Source organism: Schinkia azotoformans (genome assembly GCF_035811335.1).
Lineage (GTDB): Bacteria > Bacillota > Bacilli > Bacillales > Bacillaceae_J > Schinkia > Schinkia azotoformans.
On record NZ_JARSMD010000007.1, the window covers coordinates 76,246 to 102,697 of the forward strand.

Below are 26,452 nucleotides of genomic sequence, written 5' to 3' on the forward strand. Positions count from 1 at the left end.
CAATTGACATTGAAGGTGGCTCAACCATCCTAGTTAGTTCCGTTAACTAGGTAGTATTCGGAATTACTGTTGGAAAAAGGAAAGTAGGTGAATCCACCAGAAACTTTCTGATTTACCAAGTAATACCCTGAAATGATAGGAGAACACAGAAAAGATCCACAAACTTCAAAAGTAAGTAGAAGAATCATCAAACAGTAGGATACTTAGTAAAATAGGAAACCGAAATTAACGAAGGCAGTTCAAAAAGAAGGAAATTGATCAGAGCTTCAACCGAAAGGAGGAAGAACTAAAATCAAAACCCGGATTAATGAACAAAAGCAATCGTTAAGAAAAGTAACCTATTGAACAAAGTAAAATACTTGGGGGATGACAATTCAAATTACTTAGGAGTAAATGGAAATGAGTAAGTGAATACTCAAGTTGAGTTTCAGGACCGAATTAATTGAATATGAGCTTTAAAAGCTTTTGGATGTACCCAATCTTTACAAGATTGAAAATGAAATAGCCACGGAGCTAATGAAAACATCCTAAAAAAACACTTCCATTGGCAGTTTCGCTTGAGAGACTGTAATTTGAAAATGATATCAGAAGTGTTTACAAACCCATCCGGGGTTGAAAATGTGAACTGAAAGGTAAGCATTTTTGATTAGGATGAAGAATGGTTGGGTCACCTGCAATGTCAAGAAAAAGGAGTTCGATTATGAATCGAACTCTTTTTTCTTTGGTTCCAAAGTTTTGATTTTTGTTCTATTTTCATCCCCCTCTGCTTAGGATTTAATTAACGATGCAACTCCCAACTCAAAGTCATAACCAAAGGAGGACGTATATGGAGATAGATGGCGTCTTTTCTGGTGGAGGTATGAAGGCCATTGCGTTTGTCGGTGCGCTCGAAGTGATGGAACGAGAGGGCTTCGTCTTTAAAAAAATTGCCGGAACAAGTGCTGGTGCAATCATTAGCGCTTTATTAATAGCTGGGTATAAAGCGGATGAAATCAATCAAATTTTAACAGAGGTAAATTTTAAAAAGTTTTTAGACCGACCCAACTCGAGACTGCCGATACCATTTTTAAAATGGGCGAGTTTTTATTGGGGGATGGGGATGTACAAGGGCGATGCACTTCAAAAGTGGATGGAAAAATTATTAAAGGATAAAGGGATTGAAACTTTTGCTGATATTGAAGATGGTTCGCTTAAAATCATTGCATCGGATCTTACAAGAGGAAGAATTATGGTTTTACCAGATGATTTACAGCACTATGGAATAAACAAAAATTCATTTTCAATTGCTAAAGCAGTAAGAATGAGCACAAGTATCCCTTATTTTTTTAAACCGATTAAGGTGTACAATAGCCTGGGAATTAAATCCGTTGTTGTTGATGGTGCCGTCTTAAGCAATTTTCCTCTTTGGCTCTTTGAAGGAACGTTGGAACGACCGGTTGTTGGATTTCGCTTAAGTCCAAGATTGGAAAACATTCCACCTAATATTATCAATAATGCCTTCGATATGTTCCCTGCATTAATTGAAACAATGCTCCATGCCCATGATTCAAGATATATTTCAAAAAATGTTGCCGACCAAATCATTTTTATCCCGATCGAATCAGTAAAGACGACTGATTTTCATCTTTCAGAAAAAATTAAAAAAGAACTTGTTGCAATGGGTAAACAAAGGGCTGAAGAATTTATAAAGAAATTGAAGAGTTAAATCGAAAAAAGAATCAAGCATCAAAAATGTGCTCGATTCTTTTTCTTGCCTTTATTGCCTTCAATTACTGTAAAATTGTGATCTTTTCTTCTCGCGGTATGCAAAGTGCGCATCGGTTTCTTACTATTTGGGTGTTTTTGTGATGATCCTCTTACTTTACTTGTTAAATGGTTCGATGTTTCGCTGTACAAGCGTTTTTTAGATTGTTGGGCTGCTTTTCGATACTTTGCATTTGCTTGACTATTTCCACCTACACGTTTTTGCATTACATATTTATAAACGGCAAAAATAATCCCAACAATTACGACAGCAATAAATATTTCCTTAAATAAGCCCAAAGGATTTGCAATTAACCGATACAATAATCCAATTCCCGCCAAACCAATAATGACAAGTACAATCGGATGAATGGTAGATCGCTTAAACAAGAGGTTCACCTCCCTATAGTTTATTAATCAAAAATTCAGCAACTTTAGATTGTGCTATTGCTTTATCATATTCAAGCATTCTCTTAAAAAATGCTATTGAAACCTCAACTCGGGTTTTTGTCAGTTCTTTAGATAATTCTTTCTCTATATATATTCTACAAGAAAAATACTGAAACCTCTATATTAATGCTATAAATAGTATGTCCATTTTGGGAATTATTAACACGCACAAAACTTTCGACATGACTTAAGAATAATTCGGACATAATGAATAATGGAGGTGCTGGTAAACATGACAGATAGTAAAGACAAAAATACTGAAAAAAATAATCCGAATTATGAACAGAACAAGAAAGACGAACCACTATCACATATAGCAAAGGTCATGATTATTGGATTTTTTGGAGGCATGTTTTGGAGCCTAATTGGTTATATCGCCCATTTCTTTAATTTTACAGAACTTGGTCCCTCCCTCATATTACAACCATGGGCGGTCGGCGATTGGAAAAATGAAACTATTGGAGAGTGGATTGGAATTATCATAATTGGTCTACTTTCAGTTGGTGTTGCTCTTATTTATAATGTGTTTTTAAAAAATATTCAAAAGATTTGGCCAGGGATTTTATTCGGAATCGCTCTTTGGGCTATCGTCTTTTATATATTAAACCCGATTTTCCCGAATTTAGAATCGGTAAGGGAATTTAGCAAAAATACGATTATTACAACGATTTGTTTGTACATTCTTTATGGTGTATTTGTCGGTTATTCGATTTCCTATGATGCCGAACAAATGAAACAGGCATAATCTTCTATTCAAATGAGGAGTGGCTATGGTAAAATAGAATGGCTGTAAAAAACACGCTCTATTTATAATTTATGGTAAAGGGGTTTTATCATGTCTAAGTTACTCCTCATAAATGGACCTAATTTAAATTTATTAGGGACACGTGAACCTGATATTTATGGAAATACAACTTTAAAGGATGTTGAGGACCAAATTACCAAGTTTGCAAATGAGAACGGAATGGAATTATCTACTTTCCAATCTAACCATGAAGGACAAATAATCGATGCCATTCATGATTCTCGAATGAAATACGCAGGTATTATTTTTAACCCTGGAGCTTTTACTCATTATAGCTATGCTATTCGCGATGCAATTGCCAGTGTTGATGTACCAGTGATCGAAGTCCATATCTCTAATGTACATAAGCGTGAAGAATTTAGACATACCTCAGTATTAGCGCCTGTTTGCGAAGGTCAAATTGTCGGCCTCGGAATAACAGGATATAAGCTGGCTGTGATTGCTTTTAAGGAACGATTATCTTTATAGATGAAGGGATGATTAAAGAGAATGGATCGTCTTAAAAAAGTCAGAGATAAGTTCAATGAGCTAGGCATTGATGGACTTCTAGTTACAAATAGTAAAAATCGCAGGTATATGACTGGTTTTACCGGATCTGCTGGTATTGTTATAATCTCACCAACGAAGGCTGTCTTCATTACTGATTTTCGCTACGTTGAACAAGCGAAAAATCAAGTTCAAAACTACGAGATTGTTCAACATAAAGGCCCAGTCCATGAAGAAGTTGCGAGGCTTGTTAAGGAATTAGGAATTCAACATTTAGGTTTTGAACAAGATGAAATGACTTTTGGTACCTTCAAAATTTATGAAAATGCAGTGTCCGCCAACATGGTCCCCATTTCAGGAGTGATCGAAAAGCTTCGTTTAATAAAAACGGATGAAGAACTGCAAATTTTAAAAGAAGCCGCAAGCGTAGCCGACCAGGCCTTTGAACATATAATTAAAGTGATTAAACCGGGTGTAAATGAACTTGAAATCTCAAATGAGCTTGAGTTTTTTATGAGAAAAAAAGGGGCAACATCATCCTCGTTTAATACGATTGTAGCTTCGGGCTTTCGATCCGCATTGCCGCACGGTGTAGCATCTGATAAAGTTATTAAGGCTGGAGAGCTGGTTACACTTGATTTCGGTGCTTATTATAAAGGATACTGTTCTGATATTACAAGGACTGTTGGAATTGGGGACATTAAGAATGACCAATTAAAAACGATATATGATATCGTCTTGCAAGCACAGCTACTTGGAATGAATGGAATAAAGGCTGGTATGACCGGTAAACAGGCGGATGCGTTAACAAGGGATTATATTTCAGCTAAAGGGTACGGCGACTATTTTGGACATTCAACGGGTCACGGAATAGGTCTTGATATCCATGAAGGACCTGCCTTGTCAGTCAAATCTGATACAATATTAGAGCCTGGAATGGTCGTGACAGTGGAGCCTGGCATTTATCTCGAAGGAGTAGGCGGAGTGCGCATCGAAGATGACATTGTCATTACGAAGGACGGGAATATTGCTTTAACTCATTCACCAAAGGAATTATTACTTTTATACTGATAAGAACGTATAACTTTTGTTGGATATCAGTATAAGAAAGGACATCGACTTCCGCCATTGCGGGCGGAAAGTCATGTCTTTCTAATAAATATGCATTTATCATATTTTATACCACTATACTCATTTTATCTTTAGGAGGATTCATTAATGGTCTCAGTAAACGATTTTAGAACTGGTTTAACAATTGAAGTTGACGGTGGAATTTGGCAGGTTATTGAATTCCAACACGTAAAGCCTGGTAAAGGAGCGGCTTTCGTTCGTTCTAAATTAAGAAATCTTCGTACAGGTGCTGTTCAAGAAAAGACGTTCCGTGCTGGCGAAAAAGTAGCTAAAGCTCGTATTGAAAATCGCAGAATGCAATATCTATATGCAAGTGGCGATGTTCATACATTTATGGATAATGAAAGCTATGAGCAATTAGAGTTAAACGCATCTCAAATTGAGCATGAACTTAAATTCTTAAAAGAAAATATGGAAGTTCATATCATGACATTCCAAGGAGAAACACTTGGGGTAGAGCTTCCAAATACTGTTGAATTAAAGGTTACTGAAACGGAACCTGGCATTAAAGGAGACACAGCTTCTAACGTAACGAAGTCAGCAACATTAGAAACTGGTTTAGTAACACAAGTTCCATTATTCGTTAACGAAGGTGACATGTTGATCATCAATACTGCTGACGGCAAGTATGTATCAAGAGCATAATTCATTAATAAAATTTAAACTGCGTCAAACAGAGGAGAAAAATTTTCCTCTGTTTTTTTTGTTTGGGTCTATTTTTCCATACTTATCATAATATTTAGCAGACGGACAAACAAATGGGGGGAACATTTTTGAGACGCTGGTTTGCACTCCTTGACACAGCAGTAATGTCAATGGCTGGGTTACGATTAATATCTGGATTAATAGAAGTATCAGCAGCAATCCTAATGCTAATATTCAATGATGTTAGAAAAGCGATGGCAGTAAATGCCGTTTTGGCCATTGTTGGTCCTACTGTTCTCATTCTCACGATGAGCATAGGTCTAATCAATTTAGCCGATGAAATATCTTTTTCAAAACTACTCTTTATTGGATTAGGTGTTGGATTAATTCTATTTGGAATTTATAAATAGTCATAAAACGCGGGTGGACATGCATAAATTGTCAGTAAAAGGTTATGTGAGGAGGAACACTGGTGAATGAGGTAATTTTTGAAATGCTGCCAACTACAATTGTGGAACGAATATGCCAGTATTCCGGGTCTGTTCAAAATAGAATCGAGGAAATTCGAATCAGACTTGAACGACCGCTTGAGCTTGTAATTGATGGGGAGCCTTTTTATCCAAATGGATATATTGTAACGAAACAGGATGGTCTTACTCTATTAAATAAACTAAGTGACTATTCTATCTATACATTAGAGGAAGAACTTAAGCGGGGATTTATAACGATCCGCGGTGGTCATCGTGTTGGGTTGGCGGGGAAAGTGATAACTGAAAAAGGCCAAGTCAAAGCGATTAAAGATATCACTTCCTATAATATAAGGATCGCGAAAGAAAAGGTTGGGATCGCTGATCCTCTTACTCCTTATTTATATCGTGGCAGATGGCTGAACACAATCATATATGGGCCGCCCCAAACAGGAAAAACAACATTATTACGAGATATGGCTAGAATGATGAGCACCGGGAGCTATGACAGCAATATACCATCTTTTAAGGTCGGGATTGTTGATGAACGGTCAGAAATTGCCGGCTGTGTGAAAGGGATTCCACAGCATCAATTTGGACCGCGAATTGACGTCTTGGATGCATGTCCTAAGGCGGAAGGAATGATGATGTTAATACGATCGATGAGCCCGGATATCCTTGTTGTGGATGAAATTGGAAGAATGGAAGATACAGAAGCCATTTTAGAGGCCGTAAATGCTGGTGTTGCTCTCTTTATATCCGTTCATGGCTCTAGTATGGAAGACTTATATAAGCGGCCATCGATTAAACCACTAATGGAACTGCAGGTGTTTGATAGATTTGTGGAGCTTTCAAGAAAATATGGACCAGGAACTATTAACACGATCCGAAAAAATAATGACGAGGTCATTTTCCATAAAGAAACGAGAGTGAGTCGCAGTTGAAACTAATCGGCGCCATTTTAATTATCGTTGCAACTACTTGGTTTGGGTTTGAAGCGGCCAAAAAATTAAGTGAACGACCAAGACAATTAAGGCAGCTTAAGGTCGCTCTACAATCATTGGAAGCTGAGATCATGTATGGACATTCTTCATTAAGTGAGGCATGCAATCATATCTCAAAACAATTCGAAAAGCCTTTATCTGTATTTTTTTCCAGATTTGCAAGGCGGCTTTCAGAAGGAGAAACTTTCGTAAGCTCTGCCTGGAAAGAAAGCCTAGATTCGATATGGAACAAGACGGCTTTTGGACAAGGTGAATATGAGGTATTGCGACAATTTGGGGAAACGTTAGGGCAGCATGATCGTGAGCACCAACAAAAGCATATTCGATTAACATTAATACATCTTGAACGTGAAGAAAATGATGCAGTAGAGAAACAAGGTCGATACGAAAAAATGGTTAAGAACCTTGGGTTTTTAACCGGATTATTAATTGTCATTTTATTGATGTAGTCGTTTTAGGAGGAGAATTTGATGGAGTTCAATCCGAGTATCATTTTTCATGTAGCAGGGATAGGGATCATAACGGCTTTTCTTCATACAATTTTTAAACAAATGGGTAAAGAGGATTTTGCACATTGGGTAACATTAATTGCTTTTATTTATATCTTATTTTTAGTCATTACGAAGCTGCAAGATTTGTTTATAAAGATTAAAGGAGTTTTTCTTTTTCAGTAGGGGAGGGGGCCAACATCGAAATATTACAAATAGTTGGTGTGGCACTAATTGCAACATTTTTAGCGTTAATTATCAAAGAACAAAAACCGGTATTTGCATCTATGTTGGTCATCTTCGTCAGTATCATTATCTTTCTTTTTCTGGTTGATCAGATCTATGAAATTATTCATATGCTTGAAAGAATCGCCGTTACAGCGAATGTCAATATGATGTATGTTGAAACGATTCTGAAAATCATCGGAATTGCCTACATTGCCGAATTTGGGTCGCAAATAACGAAGGATGCCGGACAAGGTGCAATTGCCTCGAAAATAGAGATGGCCGGCAAAATTTTGATTCTTATTATGGCCATACCGATCTTAACAGTCATTATCGAAACAGTGATTTCATTGATTCCTTCCTAAAACATTGATGTAGAAAGACGGTGAAAAAGTTGCTCTTGACACAAAAAAAGACAAAAAATTTGGTTTTTCTATTAGTAGCGGCAATATTTTTATTTATTTTACTTTCACCTCTTATTGTACAAGCTACCCCAAATGATACAACCCAAAGCTTTATTGATAGTGAACTTGAGAAGCTTGGAATCGACGGGGTGAAACGGTTTTGGGACGATATTAGCCATGAATACGGTGGTTTTTTGCCGGAGAGTCAAAAAGGAACGTTTATGGATTTTGTGAAAGGGGACAAGCAGTTTTCTGCGCAGGAATGGGTAAATGGTCTAATTAAATTTATTCTACATGAATTTCTGGCGAATGGAAAACTTCTTGGCACCCTTATCATGCTGACCATTTTTAGTCTTGTCCTGCAATCGATTCAAAATGCGTTTGAGCATCAAGCTGTCAGTAAGATCGCTAATGCGATTGTTTATATGGTGTTAATTATTTTAGCCTTGAATAGCTTTCATGTCGCTATATCGTACGCGGAAACAGCGATTCAAAATATGACGAATTTTATGATTGCCTTAATCCCGCTACTTTTAGGGTTAATTGCCTCACTAGGCAGTTTGGCATCTGTCGCATTCTTTCATCCGATCATTATTTTTTTAGTGAATACTAGTGGGTTGATTATCAAAAATATTACCTTGCCTCTTTTGTTTCTGTCAGCAGTACTCAGTATTGTTAGTACTTTAACTGATCATTATAAAGTCACACAATTGGCTGGATTGATGAGAAATATAGCAATCTGGCTATTAGGTACTTTTTTAACGATATTTTTGGGTGTTATTTCCGTTCAGGGGGCAGCTGTCTCTGTTTCAGACGGTCTCACAATTCGTACAGCTAAATTTGTTACAAATAATGTGGTACCTGTGTTTGGACGGACGCTTACTGATGCAGCGGATACGGTATTAAGCGCATCTGTGTTATTGAAAAATACAATTGGTTTAGTAGGGGTCGCTATTATCCTCATACTGGCCGTCTTTCCAGCCATTAAGGTTTTAATACTCGCGTTTATTTATAAGGTGGCTGCAGCCCTCCTGCAACCTTTAGGAGGCGGTCCGATCATTCAATGCCTCGATATCATGAGCAAAAGCGTAATTTATGTGTTTGCTGCTTTAGCTATCGTGTCAATTATGTTTTTTTTAGCGATTACGATCATTGTGTCAGCCGGCAATATTTCAATGATGATGAGGTGACATAAATGCAGTTTTTAACAACATGGGTCAGTAACATTGTCTTATTTGTATTACTTGCAATCATTATTGACTTATTAATGCCGAATTCAAGCCTTCAGCGCTATGCAAAAATGGTTATTGGTCTTTTATTAATTGTAATTATTTTAAATCCAGTATTAAAAATTTTTAATTCAAATATTGAAGATATATTGAAAACCTTTCGATTACCAACAGTTGAAGAGAAACTTGAAGTAGAAAATTTAATCGAAAACAAGAAAAAAGAAATACAAGCCTCACAACGTGCATATATTTTAGAACAAATGGCTGTCCAGATGAAAACAATGGTGGAGGGGGAGTTAATGAAAGACTATGGATTAAAGGTAGAAGCTGTCCAACTTCAATTTTCAGAGGATGAAGGACCATTGAGTGAAGAAGATCTAAAAGCGGTGAAGGTAATTGTTCATAAAGAAAATTCTAATGGTGATAACGAGAGTATACCGACTGTCAAAGATATCGCAATCGATACAACTACACCTTTTATAAAAAAAGAAAAAAATGATCTATCCGCAGTGGAACAATTTTTGGCTAAAAATTGGCAGCTTGAGCAAAGCAAAGTAGATGTAGTAATGGAGGGAGGGGAGATGTGAGAAATGACTGAAAAAAATAAAGATTTCAGCAGTTGGTTAAAAAAAATGTTTAAGAAGCCAGGTGAAAACGGAAATGATGAAAAAACAAATGATAAAAATTATCAAAAATACTTGCTAGTCATTTTAGCGATAGGGGTTGCCTTTATGTTAATAAGCAATCTATTACCATCTGGGAATTCCAATGAAAAAGCAGCTCCTGTTTTAGGATCTGTAAATTCAGAAGAAAAAGATGCGGCTGTTTTTGGTCAGAAAAAAGTAGAGGGTTCTGGTGAAATGGCTGATTATGAGGCTACATATGAGAACCAGTTAAAAGAGGCGTTAGAGCATATTGTAGGTGTTGAAGACGTGACAGTCATGATCAATCTGGATGCAACCGAGACAAAGGTGCTTGAAAAAAATACAGTTTTTCAAAGCCAACAAACGGATGAGGTGGACCGTGAAGGAGGGAAACGAAAAGTAGAGGATATGTCCCGTGACGAACAAGTTGTTATTATTCGAAATGGGGAACAGGAAACACCAATCGTCCTTAAAACTAAAAAGCCGGAAATTAGAGGGGTTTTAGTTGTAGCGAAAGGTGCAGAAAATTTAAAAATTAAGCAAATGATAATTGAAGCTGTAACGAGGGTGTTAGATGTACCTAATCATCGTGTATCAGTATTGCCGAGGAAAAGTGCAAGCACCCGTTAAGCGAAGTCCACTAGTCGCTGGGAGCTGGAACTGGACAATAAAAAAACTAAGGGGGATTCATCATGTTATTGAAAAAACAAACGGTATGGTTATTAACAATGGTTAGTTTGGTAGTTGTATTATCCGTTTTTTATATTACTTCACCACTACAGCCATCAGACGAGTATGCGTTAATGCCATCCGAAGAAAAGGCTAAAGATCAAACTAAGGCTTCTGAAGAAGGTGTAGAGGTTTCAATCGAAGAAATGGCAGATGGAACTGTAGCTTCCAGCCTTTCTTCTGACGACCTATTTACAGCATTACGAATGGAAATTGACGACAATCGTGCTAAAGCCAAAGAAGAGCTTCAAGCGATTGTTGCATCAAGCGATGTAACAGCAGAAAAGAGAAGTGAAGCGTTGGATAAGATGGAGAATTTACAAACATTCCAGGCAAAAGAAGCAATCCTAGAAACTATGATCCTTGCGAATGAAAATTATGCTGATGCGCTTGTAAAAGCAGAAGAAAACCAAGTTAAAGTAATTGTAAAAGCGAAGGAGCTCAACTCAAGTTCTGCAAACGAAATTATGCGATTAGTTCGCGATGAACTTGGTCCAACAAAAGTAGCTGTTGAAGTACAGCCGATTAAATAGAAAAGCGGAAGCGGCCGTTTAGCAACGTATAAACTGGAGCGCATCGACTGAGATAAAGGAAACACGATGAGCGAAGTTTACGAGTTGCTGGTCGCTGAAGCTAGACACAAAAAGCGAATCGATCTAAGTCGGTTCGCTTTTTGTAGTTATAAAATTTTGTTGTAATACAGAAAATACTGTCAAAATATTACGAATCTAATAATATATTGTTGAATTTGAAATCAAACATTTATATAGTATTGTATATGGGGAAAATAATATTTAATTTCCTTAAATACAAAAATTTGTTATTAATAATATTTTATTAATTAAAAATTTTATTCCACAGGGGTAAAGAAGGAGTGTAGTACTTTGTTAAAAGTCCAAGAAATTAGAGAGCTTATTAAATTGCTTGATAGCACATCAGTTAGTGAGCTATCTTACGAAGAAAATGGTTGTAAAATTAAATTAAGAAAAGGTGTTGTAACTGGAGTAGCTGTACCTGAAGTTGTCCAAGCACCTACAGTAGTTCCACAGGTTCAAGCAGCACCTGTAAAAGCAGAAGCACCAAAGGTTGAGGCACCTAAAGCTGAAGCATCAAAAGCAGAAGAAGCGCCTGTTAGTGCCGCTATCAATGATGAAACTTTACACAAAATTGTATCACCAATGGTAGGTACATTCTATGCTGCTCCATCACCAGACGAAGATGACTATGTTCAAGTTGGCGACAAAGTAAATACTGATTCAGTTGTTTGTATCGTTGAAGCTATGAAATTATTCAATGAAATTGAAGCAGAGGTTAAAGGCGAAATCGTTGAAGTTCTTGTTAAAAACGGCCAACTAGTAGAGTATGGTCAACCATTATTTCTTGTTAAAGCAGAATAGGAGGTAGCTCTTGTGATTAAAAAGCTACTAATAGCAAATAGAGGAGAAATAGCTGTTCGTATTATTCGTGCATGTAAGGAACTAGGCATAGAAACAGTTGCTGTATATTCAGAAGGTGATAAGGAAGCACTGCATGTCCAATTAGCAGATGAGGCTTATTGCATCGGTCCGGTTGCATCAAAAGACAGCTATTTAAACAAAACAAATCTTATAACAATAGCAAAACTTACTAATACAGACGCTATTCACCCAGGCTATGGATTTTTAGCAGAGAATGCTGATTTTGCGGAGCTTTGTCGTGACAGCAATGTAATTTGGGTTGGTCCAAGCCCGGAAGCGATTAACGCAATGGGTACAAAAGACGTAGCGAAGGAAACGATGAAAAAAGCTGGCGTTCCGGTTGTTCCAGGTTCTGTAGGAATTGTTGAAACAATTGAAGATGCGAAAAAGGTTGTCAGTGACATTATCGGAGGATATCCAGTAATCATTAAAGCTACTGCCGGCGGCGGTGGTAAAGGAATTCGCGTTGCTACTAATGAAGAAGAACTTATTAAAGGGATTAATGTAACCCAAAAAGAGGCAGCAGCTGCTTTTGGTAACCCTGGTATTTATCTTGAAAAATATATTGAGGATTTCCGTCATTGTGAAATTCAAATATTAGCAGACAATCATGGCAATGTCATCCATTTAGGTGAACGTGATTGCACAGTGCAACGCCGTATGCAGAAGCTTCTTGAAGAAACTCCATCGCCTGCTATTGATGAAAAAACAAGAGCAGAGATGGGTGAAGCGGCTGTTAAAGCAGCAAAAGCTGTTAACTATTCAGGTGCTGGAACAGTTGAGTTTATTTATGATTATAACAATAAGAAGTTTTACTTCATGGAAATGAACACAAGAATTCAGGTAGAGCATCCAGTAACAGAAATGGTAACTGGAGTCGACTTAATTAAGTGGATGATTCGTATCGCTAATGGTGAAGAATTAACACTTAAACAAGAAGATGTAAAGTTTGAAGGCTGGGCAATTGAATGCCGTATTAATGCTGAAAATCCTGATAAAAACTTCATGCCTTCACCAGGAGAAGTAAAAATGTATTTACCTCCAGGCGGCTACGGGGTACGTATTGATTCAGCTGTATACCCAGGATATAAAATCCCGCCATTCTATGATTCAATGGTGGCTAAACTTATTTGCTACGGGGAAACACGTGACGAAGCAATTGCAAGAATGAAGCGGGCTCTAAGTGAATTTGTGATAGAAGGTATTGACACAACCATTCCTTTCCATCTACGATTATTAAATCATGAGAAATTTGTGGATGCAGATTTTAACACAAAGTTTCTTGAGAAGTATGATTTAACAGAGAAAAAGTAATACTTATGAAAAGGTTACAGGAAAGGAGCTGTTTTAATGTCTGAAAATCAATTGATTGATATGACAGAGCACTCTACGAGTCTTGGAAAAGTTGAAATTGCCCCTGAGGTTATTGAGGTTATCGCTGGATTTGCCTCCGCAGAAGTAGAAGGTGTGGCCTCTATGCGAGGGAATTTCGCTACAGGTGTTGCAGAAAAACTTGGACGCAAGTCGCATGGCAAAGGAATTAAGGTTGAACTTGGAGAAGAAGGTATTGTCATTGATGTCTATGTTGTAATGCAATTTGGAGTCTCTATTCCAGATGTTGCAAAAAGAATTCAAGATAATATTCGCCAAGCTTTACTAAACATGACTGCTCTTGAGGTCAACGAAATCAATATTCATGTCGTTGGCGTACAGTTTGAACAGAAAACTGAGGAAGAAGAGCTGGATTTATAAAAAATTCATAGTCAATAATAAAGTCAGGGGGAATATCTCCTTGGCTTTTTTTTAGCATTGTTAAAAATTGTGTCAGTTTATGGTATCATCTTTCTATACTGTTGAAAGGAAGTTATTTTATGAAAAGAAGAACAGCAAGGGAAAAGGCGTTACAATCGTTATTCCAAATAGATCGAAGCCAAATTGAACCTATTGAAGCTATCCGCTACACATTAGAAGATGATGAAAGTGATCCGTTTTTAGAGGATCTTGTTATAGGAACAACAAAAAATCTCATTGAAATAGACAAGCATATAAGCGAAAATTTAGAAAAGTGGACAATTGAACGATTAGGTAATATTGACCGCTCCATTTTACGAATGGCTACATATGAGCTGATTTTCTTGGAGGACATTCCTTATAGTGTCTCAATGGATGAAGCGATTGAGTTAGCCAAAAAATTCGGTGATGATACTTCAAGTAAATTTATTAACAGTGTACTATCGAAAATTAAAAATAAATTAGCGCAAAAATAATTTTTAGGGGGAGTTTTAAATGACAGCGAAAATTATAAGTGGAAAAGAAATAGCCACTAGGCTTAGAGAGGAAATGAAATTAGAAGTAGAAAAACTCAAGAGTCAAGGCGTAACCCCAGGTTTAGCCGTAATATTAGTTGGGGATGACCCTGCTTCCCATTCCTACGTAAAGGGTAAGAAAAAAGGCTGTGAGGAAGTTGGCATCTATAATCGTTCTATTGAAGTACCGGCTACATTAACGGAAGAAGAACTTCTTGGCATGATCGACGAATTAAATAACGATGATTCGATTCATGGGATTTTAGTGCAATTGCCTTTACCTAACCATATTGAAGAGAAAAAGGTCATTGAAAGAATTTCACCTGAAAAGGATGTTGACGGATTTCACCCTATTAATGTGGGTAGAATGATGACTGGTCAAAAAGCATTTCTTCCATGTACACCGTTTGGAATTTTAAAAATGGTCCAATTGCAAAATATCGATATTGAAGGCAAGCATGTTGTTGTTGTTGGACGTAGTAATATCGTTGGTAAACCGGTTGGACAGCTGTTTTTAAATGAAAATGCTACTGTTACATATTGCCATTCAAGAACAAAAGACCTTAAAGAAATCACGACTCAAGCTGATATTCTGATTGTTGCTGTTGGTAGAGCAAATTTCATCGGCAAGGATCATATTAAAGAAGGCGCTGTTGTCATTGATGTCGGAGTAAATCGTTTGGAAACTGGGAAATTATGTGGGGATGTTATCTTTGATGAAGGACTTGAAGTAGCAAGCTACATTACACCTGTACCAGGTGGTGTCGGTCCATTAACGATTACAATGCTTTTATACAATACAATTGAATCAGCAAAACAAAAAATTGGAGTTCGTTCATGACCGAGCAAAAATTTTTAACGGTTACCGCATTAACCCGCTATTTAAAAAGAAAGTTTGATACGGACCCACATTTGCAAGAGGTTTGGATTAAAGGAGAGCTCTCTAATTTCAAATGGCATAGCCGTGGACATATGTATTTCACACTAAAGGATGAAAATACTCGGATTCAAGGTGTCATGTTTGCTGGTGATAATCGTTATATAAAGTTTAAACCTGAAGACGGTATGAAGGTGCTCATTCGCGGTGAAGTAACTGTTTATGAAGCATATGGACAATATCAGATCTATGCTAAAGAAATGCAGCCTGACGGAATTGGCAATCTTTATTTAGCCTTCGAAGAACTGAAAAAAAGGCTTGAGTTTGAAGGACTGTTTGCCCAGGAAAAGAAAAAAGTGATCCCGAAGTTTCCGGAGCACATCGGTGTTATTACTTCTCCAACAGGTGCAGCGATTAGAGATATTTTAACGACCCTTAAGCGGCGCTACCCCATTGCCCGGGTTACAATCCTTCCAGTTTTGGTTCAAGGGGAACAAGCCGCAGCTTCGATAACGAAGGCGATTCAACAAGCCAATCTGGTTGGTGATTTTGATGTGATTATTGCTGGTCGTGGTGGTGGCTCAATTGAGGATCTCTGGCCCTTTAATGAAGAAATAGTGGCTAGGGCCATTTTTGAATCAATTATTCCGATCATCTCGGCAGTAGGACATGAGACAGACTTTACAATTGCTGATTTTGTCGCTGACTTAAGGGCGCCAACTCCAACTGCAGCAGCAGAACTAGCGGTTCCTCACCTTGAAGAATTGCTAGAAAGATTAGCAGTGACCAAGGGTAGAATGATCAGAGCCATGAATGAAAGAATAGCTGCTCGGAAAAAAAACTTACAGCATCTGCAAAAGTCATATGCTTTCCGCTATCCAAGACAGCTTGTCAATCAAAAGGAGCAAGAACTGGACAGGTTGCTTGATAAGCTTTCTAAAGAAATGACCCGCAAGCTTGATACGAAAAAGGATAAGTTTATCCAGCTGAAAGCAAGATTAAAGAAATCCCATCCGGCTGCCCAAATTAGCCGAGAAAACGAACACTTAGAGCGTCTTATTCGCGGGCTGGAACGGGCGGCAATGAAACGAATGAATGAAAAACGGTTGCAGCTTAGTAATACAGTGACAACGCTAAATGCTTTAAATCCATTAAAAGTGATGGAGAGGGGTTATAGTCTTGTTTATAATGAAAAGCAAAAGCTTGTTAAATCGATTAACCAAATTGGACCAGGTGACACAATAAAAGTTCGTTTAACAGATGGCAGTCTTGATTGTCAGGTGTGGGGTATAGAGGAGAGTGAAAATAAATGAGTGAAGAAGAAAAATTAAGTTTTGAACAAGCAATGAAAGACCTCGAGGAAATTGTGGAAAAGCTTGAAGAAGGAGATGTACCTTTAGAAGCTGCGATTGTATATTTCCAAAAAGGGATGGGCTTGTCGAAAATCTGTCATGATAAACTTCAACAAGTAGAAAAACAAATGGAGCAAATTCTCGAAGAAGATGGAGAAATGAAGCCATTTGTTTTAGAAGAAGATGGGGGAGAAGCATGACCAAGTTACTAAGCAATTATTTAAAAGAAAAAAAACAATGGGTGGACATGATTATGCCATCCTACATCGAAAAGATTGAGGCCCCGGAGATTATTAAGGAATCTATGATTTATTCTTTAAACGCCGGTGGTAAAAGGCTCCGTCCTATTCTTTTATTTGCAACATTACATGCCTTTGGTAAGGATGAAAAATTGGGGATTGACGTAGCCTGTGCGCTTGAAATGATTCATACGTATTCTTTGATTCATGATGATTTACCTAGTATGGATGACGATGATCTTCGCCGAGGAAAACCGACTAATCACAAGGTTTACGGAGAAGCTGTTGCGATTTTAGCGGGTGATGGACTCCTCACACATAGCTTCGAAATTATCGCGAAATCGAAGGAACTTTCCGATACGTTAAAGGCTAATATTATCGCGTTTCTAGCCCAAGCTGCTGGACCAAGTGGTATGGTTGGTGGACAGGTCGCTGATTTGTTGGGTGAACAAAAAGATTTAAATGTAGAGGAACTCGAATATATTCATGAACATAAAACTGGAAAATTACTTAGATTTGCGGTTGTTGCTGGGGCAATCATTGCAGGTGCTTCTAAGGATCAGCAAGAATGTCTTGATCAATTTGCGAGACATCTTGGTCTAGCCTTTCAGATCAAAGATGATATTTTAGATATTGAAGGGGATGTAAAGCAAATTGGCAAGCCAGTAGGCAGCGATGTAGGTAAAGACAAGAGCACATACCCAAAATTACTAACATTAGAAGGTGCAAAGAATAAGTGCAATGATCACCTAACATCAGCTAAAGAGTGGTTAGAAAAAGCAAATGTTGAGTCTGATTTATTGCTTGAAATAGCAGACTATATTGTTAACCGTGATCATTGAGGATTTGTAAGCTTTATGGTAAAATACATAGTAACAATTGGAGTGGTGCAGTATTCTAGTCAGTCTACTAATTCTGAAGGCGGGCCTAAAAATCCGCTAAAGGGCACATCGATGAAGTTCCTTGTGTTGGCTTGAGGCGCCCAGCCTTGGGTTGATGCTGGGAGTTAAGGTCGAAGGGCGATCCACAAAGGCATGTGGGCGTTGACCCTTCTTCCGCGGAGGCCCATTTTCGTAGGTTATTGTTAAATCAAATTCCTATGGGATGGGGTATGAACCTGTTTTTGCAATGCGGGAAGCAATGTAAGCAGCGTAGCCTGCCTTGAGTGGAGTTAGAGGGGATTATGGGAAAAGCTAGGGTTCACGAGTAGGCCACTCAGACCTTTAGAAATGAGTCCATATGAAATCTGCTCTGCAAAAGAGGCTAGGAATTAGTTAAAGGCTGTAGAGGAAAACTCCTAGACTGTTCAACATTGACATATAATGGGGATTATAGTGCGGACTAAGTGGTAATCCAGTCTAGCTGCTGGCGACACAGCTAAGGTAGGTTCAAAGGGAAACCGCCATAGTGGCAACACTTGGTACTTACTTGGGAAAACCTACTGGACCTAAGCCGCAGTTTTTACCCAATATATGACCACTCCCCATACATATACATGATTAGAGTCCTTAAAGGGGATTAAGAAGTTAATGAAAGAATTGATACATAAATCGATACGTTTTAGTTTAAGTGTTGCCGTTATCACATTTGTGTTAGCGGCTATTTTTTCAATTATTTCAACTGTTATGCTAAGTGGTGTAAAATGGGGAATAGGCATGCTGCTTGTCTTGGTCATTGTCCTAGTAGGTATTTTTTTTGATATACTGGGTATTGCTTCAACGGCAGCTGATGAAACGCCATTTCATGCGATGGCTTCAAAAAAAGTCAACGGATCAAAACAGGCCATATTAATAACGAGAAATGCTGATCGATTTGCTAACTTTTGTAATGATGTAATTGGGGATATTTCTGGTATTATCAGTGGAACTGCATCTGCACTTGTCATCATCCAAATCGCAACAGGTTTTGGGTATAGCGAAGATTCAGCTTTTCAATATATAATATCAGTTGTGTTTACGAGTATTGTTGCCGCCCTAACAGTTGGTGGAAAAGCATTTGGTAAATCATTTGCGATTCGCTATTCAACCGAAATTATTTTTAAGGTTGGACAGCTTTTATTCCATCTTGAAAATAAATTCAAAATAACGATAATCAAAGAACAGAAAAAACGCAAAGCTAAGAGATGAAAGTGAGTTGCTATCATGAACCTAGAAAATATTAAAGACCCCAAGATGATCAAAAGCCTTTCAGAGGAACAATTAGAAAAGTTAGCTGAAGAAATCAGAAAATTTCTAGTTCAAAAGCTTTCTACAAGTGGTGGTCATTTAGGTCCGAATCTTGGTGTAGTAGAACTTACACTAGCCCTCCATAAGGTATTTGATAGTCCAAATGATAAATTTTTATGGGATGTTGGGCATCAATCTTATGTTCATAAAATTGTTACCGGTCGCGCAAGCGGGTTTGATACCCTTAGAAAATATAAAGGAATGTCCGGATTTCCGAAAATGAGTGAGTCTGAACATGATGTCTGGGAAACAGGTCATAGTTCAACTTCACTTTCTGGTGCCATGGGAATGGCAATTGCCCGGGATTTAAAGGGAACGGATGAAAAAATTATTCCGATTATTGGTGATGGGGCTTTAACCGGTGGTATGGCTCTAGAGGCATTAAACCATATTGGTCATGAAAAGAAGGATATTATCGTCGTCTTGAATGATAATGAGATGTCAATTGCCCCGAATGTTGGAGCTTTGCATAATATTCTAGGGAGACTCCGAACTGCCGGGAAATACCAATGGGTCAAAGATGAATTAGAGTATTTAATGAAAAGAATTCCGGCCATTGGCGGTAAGGTCGCTGCTACGGCAGAACGAATTAAAGATTCCTTGAAATACTTGCTTGTTTCCGGTGTCTTTTTTGAAGAATTAGGGTTTACTTATTTGGGGCCTGTTGATGGCCATAGTTTTACTAATCTTATTGAAACATTTCAATATGCTAAAAAAACAAAAGGCCCTGTACTCGTTCATGTCATCACTAAAAAAGGAAAAGGTTATAAACCAGCAGAATTGGATACGACAGGAAAATGGCATGGTGTTGGCCCATATAAGATTGAATCCGGTGAAGGAGTCCAACCGGTTTCTGCCGCTCCGGCCTGGAGTAAAGTTATCAGTGATGCTGTTTTAAAATTGGCAAGAAAAGATAAACGGATTGTTGCGATTACCCCAGCAATGCCAATGGGCTCCAAACTGATGGAATTCGCTAAGGAATTCCCCGAGCGCTTTTTTGACGTCGGAATTGCCGAGCAACATGCCATAACGATGGCTGCAGGATTAGCTACTCAAAAGTTTAAACCGTTCCTAGCGATTTATTCTACCTTTTTACAACGGGGCTATGACCAAGTAGTTCATGACGTATGCAGACAAAAGCTAAATGTGATTTTTGGAATTGACCGTGCCGGTCTAGTTGGTGCTGATGGAGAAACACATCAAGGAGTTTATGATATTGCCTTTTTAAGACATATCCCTAATATCGTCATTATGATGCCAAAGGATGAAAATGAAGGGCAACATATGGTTTATACAGCTGTCCAATATGATGATGGACCAATCGCACTACGCTTTCCACGTGGGAATGGACTTGGTGTGGCAATGGATGATGAATGTAAGGAAATTCCGATTGGTTCGTGGGAAATCTTAAAAGAGGGTAATGATGCGGCCATTCTTACGTTTGGAACAACGATTGAAATGGCGCTTGATGCGGCAAAACAGCTCATGAAGGTTGGCGTTAACGCTAAAGTTGTCAATGCCCGTTTTATAAAACCGCTTGACGAAGACATGCTTCATACTATATTGTGCACGGGTATGCCAGTCTTAACGATTGAGGAAGCTGTGCTTCAGGGTGGTTTTGGCAGTGCTGTTTTAGAATTTGCTCATGACCATCAATATCATAACGCCCAAATTGACAGGATGGGTATTCCTGATAAATTTATTGAACACGGAAGCGTATCAAAGCTTTTGGAAGAAATAGACTTAACAACGGAAAAAGCAGTGGAAAAAGTACAAAAGCTGCTTGAAAAACAAAGTATAATAAAACAGCAAAGGGCATGAAGGAATGAGCACTAAAAAAGAAAGAGTTGATGTTTTACTGGTCGAGAGAGGCCTATGTGAAACGAGGGAAAAAGCAAAAAGAGCCATTATGGCCGGGCTTGTTTTTACACCAGATGAACGGATTGATAAACCGGGTGTTAGAATCGAGATTGATACACCGCTTGAACTTAAAGGAAAAGTGATGCCATATGTATCAAGAGGCGGATTAAAATTAGAAAAGGCAATTAAAGTATTTGACCTCAATTTACAGGATAAAATTGTATTGGACATTGGGGCATCTACGGGCGGTTTTACGGACTGCTCGCTGCAAAATGGAGCGAAGCTAGTGTATGCCCTTGATGTTGGTTATAACCAATTAGCTTGGAAGCTACGTCAAGATGAACGGGTAGTAGTGATGGAAAGAACAAATTTTCGATATGTAACGCCAGCCGATTTAACACATGGATTGCCTAATTTTTCAACTATTGATGTGTCGTTTATTTCCCTTAAACTCATCCTGCCGGTTCTCAAAACAATACTTGCAAATGGTGGTGACGTCGTTTGTTTAGTGAAACCGCAATTTGAAGCCGGTAAAGATGAAGTTGGGAAAAAGGGCATTGTCCGTGATCGGAAAGTTCATAGTAAGGTTTTAGAGGACATCATTCAATTTGTTACAGCAATAGGATATAGTGTTAAGAATGCATCATTCTCGCCAATCACAGGTGGTGAAGGGAACATCGAGTTTTTATTACACCTAAATTGGGATAGTGATGAAAAAGGACAACAATCTACCGCTATAGATGCTGCAAAAATTGTTCAGGATGCCCACGAAACACTTAAAGAACAATCGTGAAAAAGGGTAACAAGCAAATGTTATCCTTTTTATTTTTGGAAAAATCGTTTAACATAATAATATGTAGAAAAATGCATAAAAGGTGGTGTTTTTTTAGATGAATAAGGGACAAAGACATATAAAAATTAGAGAAATTATTTCAAACAATGATATCGAAACACAAGATGAGCTTGTCGAAATTTTAAAAAATCAAGGATATAATATAACGCAGGCAACTGTCTCAAGGGATATAAAGGAGTTACACCTTGTCAAAGTCCCAATGGCAGATGGACGGTATAAGTATAGTTTGCCAGCTGATCAACGCTTTAATCCATTACAAAAACTGAAAAGGTCATTAATAGATGCATTTGTAAAAATAGATTCAGCCGGACACCTTATTGTTATGAAAACGTTACCAGGAAATGCGAATGCAATTGCGGCATTAATTGACCATTTGGATTGGGATGAAATAGTCGGAACGATTGGTGGAGATGACACGATCCTAATCATTTGTAGAACAGCCGATGCTGCGGAGGAAATTTCAAATCGTTTTCTGGATATGCTTTAATTGAAGAGTGTATTCGAATTAGGAGTGTAACAAAAATGTTAGCAGAAATGTCCATTAAAAACTTTGCGATAATTGAATCACTCGGGGTTTCTTTCCAAAAAGGATTAACTGTATTAACTGGAGAAACAGGAGCTGGAAAATCAATTATTATTGATGCAATCAGTCTAGTAGCCGGGGGCAGAGGATCGTCTGAATTCGTACGGTTTGGCTGTAATAAGGCTGAAATTGAAGGATTGTTTTTATTAGATAATGATAATCATCCGTGCATAGAGAAAGGGAAGGAGTTAGGCATCGACATCTCGGATGGTATGGTTGTCTTACATAGGGATATATTAACAAATGGAAAGAGTATTTGTAGGATTAATGGTAAGCTCGTTACTTTAGGAATTCTTCGTGAAATAGGACGAACATTAATTGATATTCACGGTCAGCATGAGCATCAGGATTTAATGAATTCAGAACGCCATTTACCGATGATTGATCAGTTTGATGAAAAAAGAACTGTACCTGCGATTGAAGAATATCAACAGCTTTATAATCAATTTTTAAAGTTAAAGAAACAGCTAAAGGGCTTAACAGAAAACGAGCAAAAAATGGCGCACCGCTTGGATTTAATCCAATTTCAGCTAAGTGAAATTAAAAATGCGGAGTTAGAGCCGGGTGAGGAAGAGACTTTAATAAATGAAAAAAGCCAGCTTTCGAATTTTGAAAGAATTCATACCTCCGTTACCAGAAGCTATAAAGCATTATCCGGGGAACAGCAGGGCTTGGATTGGGTAGGACTTGCCATGAGTGAATTGGAGAATGTTTCTTCTCTAAATGATAAATTAAAAGCAATATTTGAAAACATTTCCAGCAGTTTTTATTTACTCGAAGAAGCCACATCGTCTTTAAGAGACCAAATTGATCTTTTGGAATTTGACCCTGAAAGGCTGGACTTTATCGAAACACGCTTAAATGAAATTCGATTTTTAAAGAAAAAATACGGACAAACAGTTGAAGATATTTTAGAATATGCAGCTAAAATTGAAGATGAGATCGATCAAATCCAAAATCGTGAAGTTCATTTAGACCGATTACGAAAAAACATCAAAGAGATCCAAAATGACCTACAATTAGAGGCTGAAAACTTATCGGAAATTAGAAAGCAAATTGCTGAAAAATTAAAACATGAAATACATAAAGAATTAAAAGATCTCTATATGGCAAAGACCGTTTTCGATATTCAATTTGCCTTGCCTGACCCACCTGAATTTTTATCGACAGGTATTGATAAGGTTGAATTTTTAATCTCAACGAACCCGGGAGAACCGCTAAAACCTTTGACAAAGATTGCTTCCGGTGGCGAATTATCAAGAATCATGCTGGCGTTAAAAAGTATCTTTTCTAAACATCAAGGCATTACTTCCATCATTTTTGATGAAGTGGATACAGGTGTCAGCGGCCGAGTGGCTCAATCAATGGCAGAAAAGATATACAAAATTTCAAATGGTTCGCAAGTTTTATGCATAACCCATCTGCCGCAGGTAGCAGCAATGGCAGATGCACATCTATATATTTCCAAAGAAACAAAAGGAGACAGAACGGTTACATCGATTTCAGAATTACAAAGTGAAGAAAAAGTAAAAGAAGTGGCCCGAATGATTTCAGGGGTGGAAATTACCGATTTAACAAAGCAGCATGCAAGTGAATTGCTGCAATTGGCAAATCAAATGAAAGTAGGGGCCTCTACTGAATAAAGTTAAAGCTATCCAAACTAGGATAGCTTTTTTTCATTTTATAAAGTTATAAATACGATGTCTGAGGGCAAAATTATAACTGTAACCATATAAACATGCGTTATGTTGTGATGCGTTATGGTGTGGGATAGGAGCGAGGAGAGTGAAATGATTGAAGCTAGATTTGATTAGAAAAATAGTTGGTTTAATTCTCCTTGTTCTTTTAATTGGTGTTGGCTTCCTTAAACCAATTCAGGAGTATGTTTCTATACCAAAAGAAATCACTCTTTTTGAAGGACAAGAAGCAAATGTAACATCATTACCTGTCTTTTCACAAACAAAAGAAAATGCCATTTATTCAATAGCTGAAAATGGCGAAAAAACGCTTTCTATAAAAGGAGAAGAAAGCGGTGAAGAGAATATGTTGTTAGAAATGGCAGACTTTCCTGTAAAAAATGTTGATATAAAAATACTGCCTGACTTAAAAATCATTCCAGGCGGCCAATCGATAGGTGTTAAACTGAATACACTTGGCGTTTTAGTTGTGGGCCATCACCTTATCGAAACAAAACAAGGACCTAAATCTCCAGGTGAAGATGCAGGAATTAAAGTTGGAGATATTATTATGGAAATTAACAATGAGCCAATCCAACAAATGAGCGATGTCACAGAATTTGTTGAAGATGCGGGTAAAAATGGGAAAGTATTAAAATTAATAGTGATGAGAGACGAAAAGAAGTTTGAAACTGAACTGAAGCCGATTAAAGCAAAAAGTGAAGAAAAATACCGAATGGGTTTATTTATAAGAGATTCGGCTGCCGGAATTGGTACAATGACTTTTTACCATCCCGGCTCCAAGAAATATGGGGCACTTGGCCACGTCATTTCCGATATGGATACGAAAAAGCCGATTGTTGTTCATGATGGACAAATTGTCCGTTCTACCGTTACATCAATCGAAAAAGGGGCTAATGGAAGCCCAGGTGAAAAACTGGCACGTTTCTCTAATGAAAAAGATATCATTGGCAACATTAAAACAAACAGTCCATTTGGTATATTTGGTGAATTATCGAAGGGAATTAAAAACGGAATAATGGATACTCCCCTACCGATCGCTTTATCAAGCGAGGTGAAAGAGGGACCGGCTAAAATCTTAACAGTAGTTGGAGGAGACAAAGTCCAGGAATTCGATGTGGAAGTTGTCAGCTCAGTTCCGCAAAAATTCCCGGCTACCAAGGGGCTGGTCATAAAAATCTCCGATCCTGCCTTGCTTGAAAAGACGGGCGGAATCGTTCAGGGAATGAGTGGAAGTCCGATTATACAAGATGGCAAAATTATCGGAGCCGTAACACATGTTTTTGTAAATGACCCAACTTCAGGATATGGTGTTCATATTGAATGGATGCTAAATGAGGCGGGAATTAATATTTATGCAGATACGGCAAAAGAAGAGGATAAAAAAGCGAGCTAAATAGCTCGCTTTTTCGACATATTTCGACAAAGTTCTATTTTGTCTATTGTCAAATATCATAAATAGTCGAAAAAAAGAGTATAATGAAGAAATGTAAAGATAATGCTGAATTTTTATTATTTTTTTAAATTTTAAAAGGATTTTACGTTGCATTGTCGAATCTTTCAGTTACAATGGAATTGAGGATAACGTAACTGAGGAGGAAATTTTTGTGCATAAAAAGATAAAGGTTTGTTTAGTAGATGATAATCGCGAATTAGTTTCGCTTTTAGAAGAGTACCTATCCAATCAGGATGATATAGAAGTAATTGGGGTAGCATATAACGGACAGGAATGCTTGAACTTGTTAGAGGAATATGATCCGGATGTGCTTGTCCTAGATATTATTATGCCTCATTTAGATGGTTTGGCCGTTTTAGAAAGAATGCGTGACTTAAATAAATCATCATTTCCAAATGTAATTATGCTAACAGCGTTCGGTCAAGAGGATGTTACAACAAAAGCAGTGGAACTTGGTGCCTCTTACTTTATATTAAAACCATTTGATATGGAAAACCTTGTAAATCATATTCGTCAAGTTTCAGGGAAAGCGACTACATTTGTTAAGCGCCCTGTTGTTACAAGATCAGCAGTGGAGCCAAAGGCTAAAAGTCTTGATGCCAATATTACAAGTATTATCCATGAAATTGGAGTTCCGGCACATATTAAAGGATACTTATATCTACGTGAAGCAATTTCAATGGTTTATAGTGATATCGAACTTTTAGGGTCGATTACTAAAGTTTTATATCCGGATATTGCGAAAAAATATAATACAACGGCAAGCCGTGTTGAACGGGCAATTCGTCATGCGATTGAAGTGGCTTGGAGTCGCGGCAATATCGACTCCATTTCGAATCTATTTGGCTACACAGTAAGTATGTCAAAAGCCAAGCCGACGAACTCTGAGTTCATCGCCATGGTTGCAGATAAATTAAGATTAGAACATATGGCTTCTTAATTCAGGGGTGTCAAAAGACAGCCCTTTTTGTGCGACGGGCAGTCGCATGGAGTGTTAACTTAGTTGACACTCTTCTTTTTCTTTGTTGGACAGAGACGTCATTTCGATGAAACGACTGGTTTGAAGATAAAGAATTGAATCCCAGATGGTGAAAATC

The 26,452-nt window shown here is 37.7% G+C and carries 30 protein-coding genes; 29 read left to right on the forward strand and 1 reads right to left on the reverse strand.

From position 1 onward, the window contains the following. The first annotated feature begins 826 nt into the window (after positions 1-826). Positions 827-1,705 (forward strand): patatin-like phospholipase family protein, encoded by an 879-nt coding sequence (locus P9E47_RS03835; RefSeq protein ID WP_035197000.1) that lies wholly within the window; start codon positions 827-829, stop codon positions 1,703-1,705. Between the two features lie 20 nt (positions 1,706-1,725). Here P9E47_RS03835 and P9E47_RS03840 read toward each other — a convergent pair whose 3' ends face one another. After that, positions 1,726-2,133, reverse strand: a complete 408-nt coding sequence (locus P9E47_RS03840) for an SA1362 family protein (RefSeq protein WP_003332466.1) — start codon at positions 2,131-2,133, stop codon at positions 1,726-1,728. 292 nt (positions 2,134-2,425) lie between these two features. Between P9E47_RS03840 and P9E47_RS03845 the strand changes: the two genes are divergently transcribed. The 28 genes from P9E47_RS03845 to spo0A all read left to right on the forward strand — a co-directional run bounded on the left by P9E47_RS03845 (position 2,426) and on the right by spo0A (position 26,295). Next, the gene (locus tag P9E47_RS03845; RefSeq protein WP_326162626.1) at positions 2,426-2,938 is read left to right on the forward strand and encodes a YqhR family membrane protein; all 513 of its coding nucleotides are present in this window, start codon (positions 2,426-2,428) and stop codon (positions 2,936-2,938) included. 90 nt (positions 2,939-3,028) lie between these two features. Continuing rightward, a complete protein-coding gene (gene aroQ, locus P9E47_RS03850; RefSeq protein WP_326162627.1) occupies positions 3,029-3,466 on the forward strand; it encodes a type II 3-dehydroquinate dehydratase in 438 nt (145 codons plus the stop codon). Positions 3,467-3,487: 21 nt separating this feature from the next. After that, a complete protein-coding gene (locus tag P9E47_RS03855; protein WP_003332469.1) occupies positions 3,488-4,555 on the forward strand; it encodes a M24 family metallopeptidase in 1,068 nt (355 codons plus the stop codon). 147 nt (positions 4,556-4,702) lie between these two features. Further along, positions 4,703-5,260, forward strand: a complete 558-nt coding sequence (efp, locus tag P9E47_RS03860; RefSeq protein WP_003332470.1) for an elongation factor P — start codon at positions 4,703-4,705, stop codon at positions 5,258-5,260. A gap of 113 nt (positions 5,261-5,373) precedes the next feature. After that, complete coding sequence (locus P9E47_RS03865; protein WP_087946164.1) at positions 5,374-5,670, forward strand: YqhV family protein; 297 nt, start codon at positions 5,374-5,376, stop codon at positions 5,668-5,670. Positions 5,671-5,753: 83 nt separating this feature from the next. Next, entirely contained in the window at positions 5,754-6,671 is a 918-nt protein-coding gene (gene spoIIIAA / locus P9E47_RS03870; protein ID WP_407697165.1) for a stage III sporulation protein AA, read from the forward strand. Continuing rightward, on the forward strand, positions 6,668-7,180 hold the full coding sequence (gene spoIIIAB / locus P9E47_RS03875; RefSeq protein ID WP_003332473.1) for a stage III sporulation protein SpoIIIAB: 513 nt from the start codon (positions 6,668-6,670) through the stop codon (positions 7,178-7,180). Before spoIIIAA ends, spoIIIAB begins: the two co-directional genes overlap by 4 nt. 21 nt (positions 7,181-7,201) lie before the next feature. Next, positions 7,202-7,405: a stage III sporulation protein AC gene (gene spoIIIAC / locus P9E47_RS03880; protein WP_003332474.1), complete on the forward strand. Its 204-nt coding sequence runs from the start codon at positions 7,202-7,204 to the stop codon at positions 7,403-7,405. A 14-nt stretch (positions 7,406-7,419) separates the two neighbouring features. Further along, positions 7,420-7,809, forward strand: coding sequence for a stage III sporulation protein AD (gene spoIIIAD / locus P9E47_RS03885; RefSeq protein WP_087946165.1), 390 nt, complete (start codon positions 7,420-7,422; stop codon positions 7,807-7,809). Between the two features lie 35 nt (positions 7,810-7,844). Next, positions 7,845-9,038 carry a stage III sporulation protein AE gene (spoIIIAE, locus tag P9E47_RS03890; protein ID WP_003332477.1) on the forward strand — a complete coding sequence of 398 codons (1,194 nt, stop codon included), beginning with the start codon at positions 7,845-7,847 and terminating at the stop codon, positions 9,036-9,038. A 5-nt stretch (positions 9,039-9,043) separates the two neighbouring features. Next, positions 9,044-9,664, forward strand: a complete 621-nt coding sequence (gene spoIIIAF, locus P9E47_RS03895) for a stage III sporulation protein AF (protein ID WP_003332478.1) — start codon at positions 9,044-9,046, stop codon at positions 9,662-9,664. Between the two features lie 3 nt (positions 9,665-9,667). Then, a complete protein-coding gene (gene spoIIIAG / locus P9E47_RS03900; protein ID WP_003332479.1) occupies positions 9,668-10,351 on the forward strand; it encodes a stage III sporulation protein AG in 684 nt (227 codons plus the stop codon). Positions 10,352-10,413: 62 nt separating this feature from the next. After that, entirely contained in the window at positions 10,414-10,983 is a 570-nt protein-coding gene (locus tag P9E47_RS03905; RefSeq protein WP_326162628.1) for a SpoIIIAH-like family protein, read from the forward strand. Positions 10,984-11,334: 351 nt separating this feature from the next. Continuing rightward, positions 11,335-11,847: an acetyl-CoA carboxylase biotin carboxyl carrier protein gene (gene accB / locus P9E47_RS03910; protein WP_035196989.1), complete on the forward strand. Its 513-nt coding sequence runs from the start codon at positions 11,335-11,337 to the stop codon at positions 11,845-11,847. 12 nt (positions 11,848-11,859) lie between these two features. Next, a complete protein-coding gene (gene accC / locus P9E47_RS03915; RefSeq protein ID WP_003332482.1) occupies positions 11,860-13,221 on the forward strand; it encodes an acetyl-CoA carboxylase biotin carboxylase subunit in 1,362 nt (453 codons plus the stop codon). Positions 13,222-13,257: 36 nt separating this feature from the next. After that, positions 13,258-13,659 carry an Asp23/Gls24 family envelope stress response protein gene (locus P9E47_RS03920; RefSeq protein WP_003332483.1) on the forward strand — a complete coding sequence of 134 codons (402 nt, stop codon included), beginning with the start codon at positions 13,258-13,260 and terminating at the stop codon, positions 13,657-13,659. 119 nt (positions 13,660-13,778) lie between these two features. Further along, on the forward strand, positions 13,779-14,174 hold the full coding sequence (gene nusB / locus P9E47_RS03925; protein WP_003332484.1) for a transcription antitermination factor NusB: 396 nt from the start codon (positions 13,779-13,781) through the stop codon (positions 14,172-14,174). Between the two features lie 19 nt (positions 14,175-14,193). Then, the gene (gene folD / locus P9E47_RS03930; RefSeq protein WP_003332485.1) at positions 14,194-15,054 is read left to right on the forward strand and encodes a bifunctional methylenetetrahydrofolate dehydrogenase/methenyltetrahydrofolate cyclohydrolase FolD; all 861 of its coding nucleotides are present in this window, start codon (positions 14,194-14,196) and stop codon (positions 15,052-15,054) included. Further along, positions 15,051-16,403, forward strand: a complete 1,353-nt coding sequence (gene xseA, locus P9E47_RS03935) for an exodeoxyribonuclease VII large subunit (RefSeq protein WP_326162630.1) — start codon at positions 15,051-15,053, stop codon at positions 16,401-16,403. Before folD ends, xseA begins: the two co-directional genes overlap by 4 nt. Beyond that, the gene (locus tag P9E47_RS03940) at positions 16,400-16,642 is read left to right on the forward strand and encodes an exodeoxyribonuclease VII small subunit (protein WP_003332487.1); all 243 of its coding nucleotides are present in this window, start codon (positions 16,400-16,402) and stop codon (positions 16,640-16,642) included. The genes xseA and P9E47_RS03940 overlap by 4 nt, the downstream gene beginning before the upstream one ends. Beyond that, positions 16,639-17,523: a polyprenyl synthetase family protein gene (locus tag P9E47_RS03945; RefSeq protein ID WP_326162631.1), complete on the forward strand. Its 885-nt coding sequence runs from the start codon at positions 16,639-16,641 to the stop codon at positions 17,521-17,523. Before P9E47_RS03940 ends, P9E47_RS03945 begins: the two co-directional genes overlap by 4 nt. Positions 17,524-18,210: 687 nt before the next feature. Continuing rightward, on the forward strand, positions 18,211-18,807 hold the full coding sequence (locus P9E47_RS03950) for a hypothetical protein (RefSeq protein WP_003332489.1): 597 nt from the start codon (positions 18,211-18,213) through the stop codon (positions 18,805-18,807). Positions 18,808-18,822: 15 nt separating this feature from the next. Next, entirely contained in the window at positions 18,823-20,727 is a 1,905-nt protein-coding gene (gene dxs, locus P9E47_RS03955) for a 1-deoxy-D-xylulose-5-phosphate synthase (RefSeq protein ID WP_003332490.1), read from the forward strand. 4 nt (positions 20,728-20,731) lie between these two features. Then, positions 20,732-21,559, forward strand: coding sequence for a TlyA family RNA methyltransferase (locus P9E47_RS03960; RefSeq protein WP_003332491.1), 828 nt, complete (start codon positions 20,732-20,734; stop codon positions 21,557-21,559). A 97-nt stretch (positions 21,560-21,656) separates the two neighbouring features. Beyond that, entirely contained in the window at positions 21,657-22,106 is a 450-nt protein-coding gene (gene ahrC, locus P9E47_RS03965) for a transcriptional regulator AhrC/ArgR (RefSeq protein ID WP_003332493.1), read from the forward strand. A gap of 35 nt (positions 22,107-22,141) precedes the next feature. Then, on the forward strand, positions 22,142-23,845 hold the full coding sequence (gene recN / locus P9E47_RS03970; RefSeq protein WP_326162633.1) for a DNA repair protein RecN: 1,704 nt from the start codon (positions 22,142-22,144) through the stop codon (positions 23,843-23,845). A 151-nt stretch (positions 23,846-23,996) separates the two neighbouring features. Then, entirely contained in the window at positions 23,997-25,295 is a 1,299-nt protein-coding gene (spoIVB, locus tag P9E47_RS03975) for a SpoIVB peptidase (protein ID WP_003332496.1), read from the forward strand. Between the two features lie 178 nt (positions 25,296-25,473). Next, positions 25,474-26,295, forward strand: coding sequence for a sporulation transcription factor Spo0A (gene spo0A, locus P9E47_RS03980; RefSeq protein WP_211208564.1), 822 nt, complete (start codon positions 25,474-25,476; stop codon positions 26,293-26,295). The last annotated feature ends 157 nt before the right edge of the window (positions 26,296-26,452 follow it).

Bases quoted from the DNA above. Each gene is read 5' to 3' on its own strand.
- P9E47_RS03835 (WP_035197000.1), top strand. From the start codon at position 827: ATGGAGATAGATGGCGTCTTTTCTGGTGGAGGTATGAAGGCCATTGCG.
- P9E47_RS03845 (WP_326162626.1), top strand. From the start codon at position 2,426: ATGACAGATAGTAAAGACAAAAATACTGAAAAAAATAATCCGAATTAT.
- aroQ (WP_326162627.1), top strand. From the start codon at position 3,029: ATGTCTAAGTTACTCCTCATAAATGGACCTAATTTAAATTTATTAGGG.
- P9E47_RS03855 (WP_003332469.1), top strand. From the start codon at position 3,488: ATGGATCGTCTTAAAAAAGTCAGAGATAAGTTCAATGAGCTAGGCATT.
- efp (WP_003332470.1), top strand. From the start codon at position 4,703: ATGGTCTCAGTAAACGATTTTAGAACTGGTTTAACAATTGAAGTTGAC.
- P9E47_RS03865 (WP_087946164.1), top strand. From the start codon at position 5,374: ATGGGGGGAACATTTTTGAGACGCTGGTTTGCACTCCTTGACACAGCA.
- spoIIIAA (WP_407697165.1), top strand. From the start codon at position 5,754: ATGCTGCCAACTACAATTGTGGAACGAATATGCCAGTATTCCGGGTCT.
- spoIIIAC (WP_003332474.1), top strand. From the start codon at position 7,202: ATGGAGTTCAATCCGAGTATCATTTTTCATGTAGCAGGGATAGGGATC.
- spoIIIAF (WP_003332478.1), top strand. From the start codon at position 9,044: ATGCAGTTTTTAACAACATGGGTCAGTAACATTGTCTTATTTGTATTA.
- spoIIIAG (WP_003332479.1), top strand. From the start codon at position 9,668: ATGACTGAAAAAAATAAAGATTTCAGCAGTTGGTTAAAAAAAATGTTT.
- P9E47_RS03905 (WP_326162628.1), top strand. From the start codon at position 10,414: ATGTTATTGAAAAAACAAACGGTATGGTTATTAACAATGGTTAGTTTG.
- P9E47_RS03920 (WP_003332483.1), top strand. From the start codon at position 13,258: ATGTCTGAAAATCAATTGATTGATATGACAGAGCACTCTACGAGTCTT.
- nusB (WP_003332484.1), top strand. From the start codon at position 13,779: ATGAAAAGAAGAACAGCAAGGGAAAAGGCGTTACAATCGTTATTCCAA.
- folD (WP_003332485.1), top strand. From the start codon at position 14,194: ATGACAGCGAAAATTATAAGTGGAAAAGAAATAGCCACTAGGCTTAGA.
- xseA (WP_326162630.1), top strand. From the start codon at position 15,051: ATGACCGAGCAAAAATTTTTAACGGTTACCGCATTAACCCGCTATTTA.
- P9E47_RS03940 (WP_003332487.1), top strand. From the start codon at position 16,400: ATGAGTGAAGAAGAAAAATTAAGTTTTGAACAAGCAATGAAAGACCTC.
- P9E47_RS03945 (WP_326162631.1), top strand. From the start codon at position 16,639: ATGACCAAGTTACTAAGCAATTATTTAAAAGAAAAAAAACAATGGGTG.
- P9E47_RS03950 (WP_003332489.1), top strand. From the start codon at position 18,211: ATGAAAGAATTGATACATAAATCGATACGTTTTAGTTTAAGTGTTGCC.
- dxs (WP_003332490.1), top strand. From the start codon at position 18,823: ATGAACCTAGAAAATATTAAAGACCCCAAGATGATCAAAAGCCTTTCA.
- P9E47_RS03960 (WP_003332491.1), top strand. From the start codon at position 20,732: ATGAGCACTAAAAAAGAAAGAGTTGATGTTTTACTGGTCGAGAGAGGC.
- ahrC (WP_003332493.1), top strand. From the start codon at position 21,657: ATGAATAAGGGACAAAGACATATAAAAATTAGAGAAATTATTTCAAAC.
- recN (WP_326162633.1), top strand. From the start codon at position 22,142: ATGTTAGCAGAAATGTCCATTAAAAACTTTGCGATAATTGAATCACTC.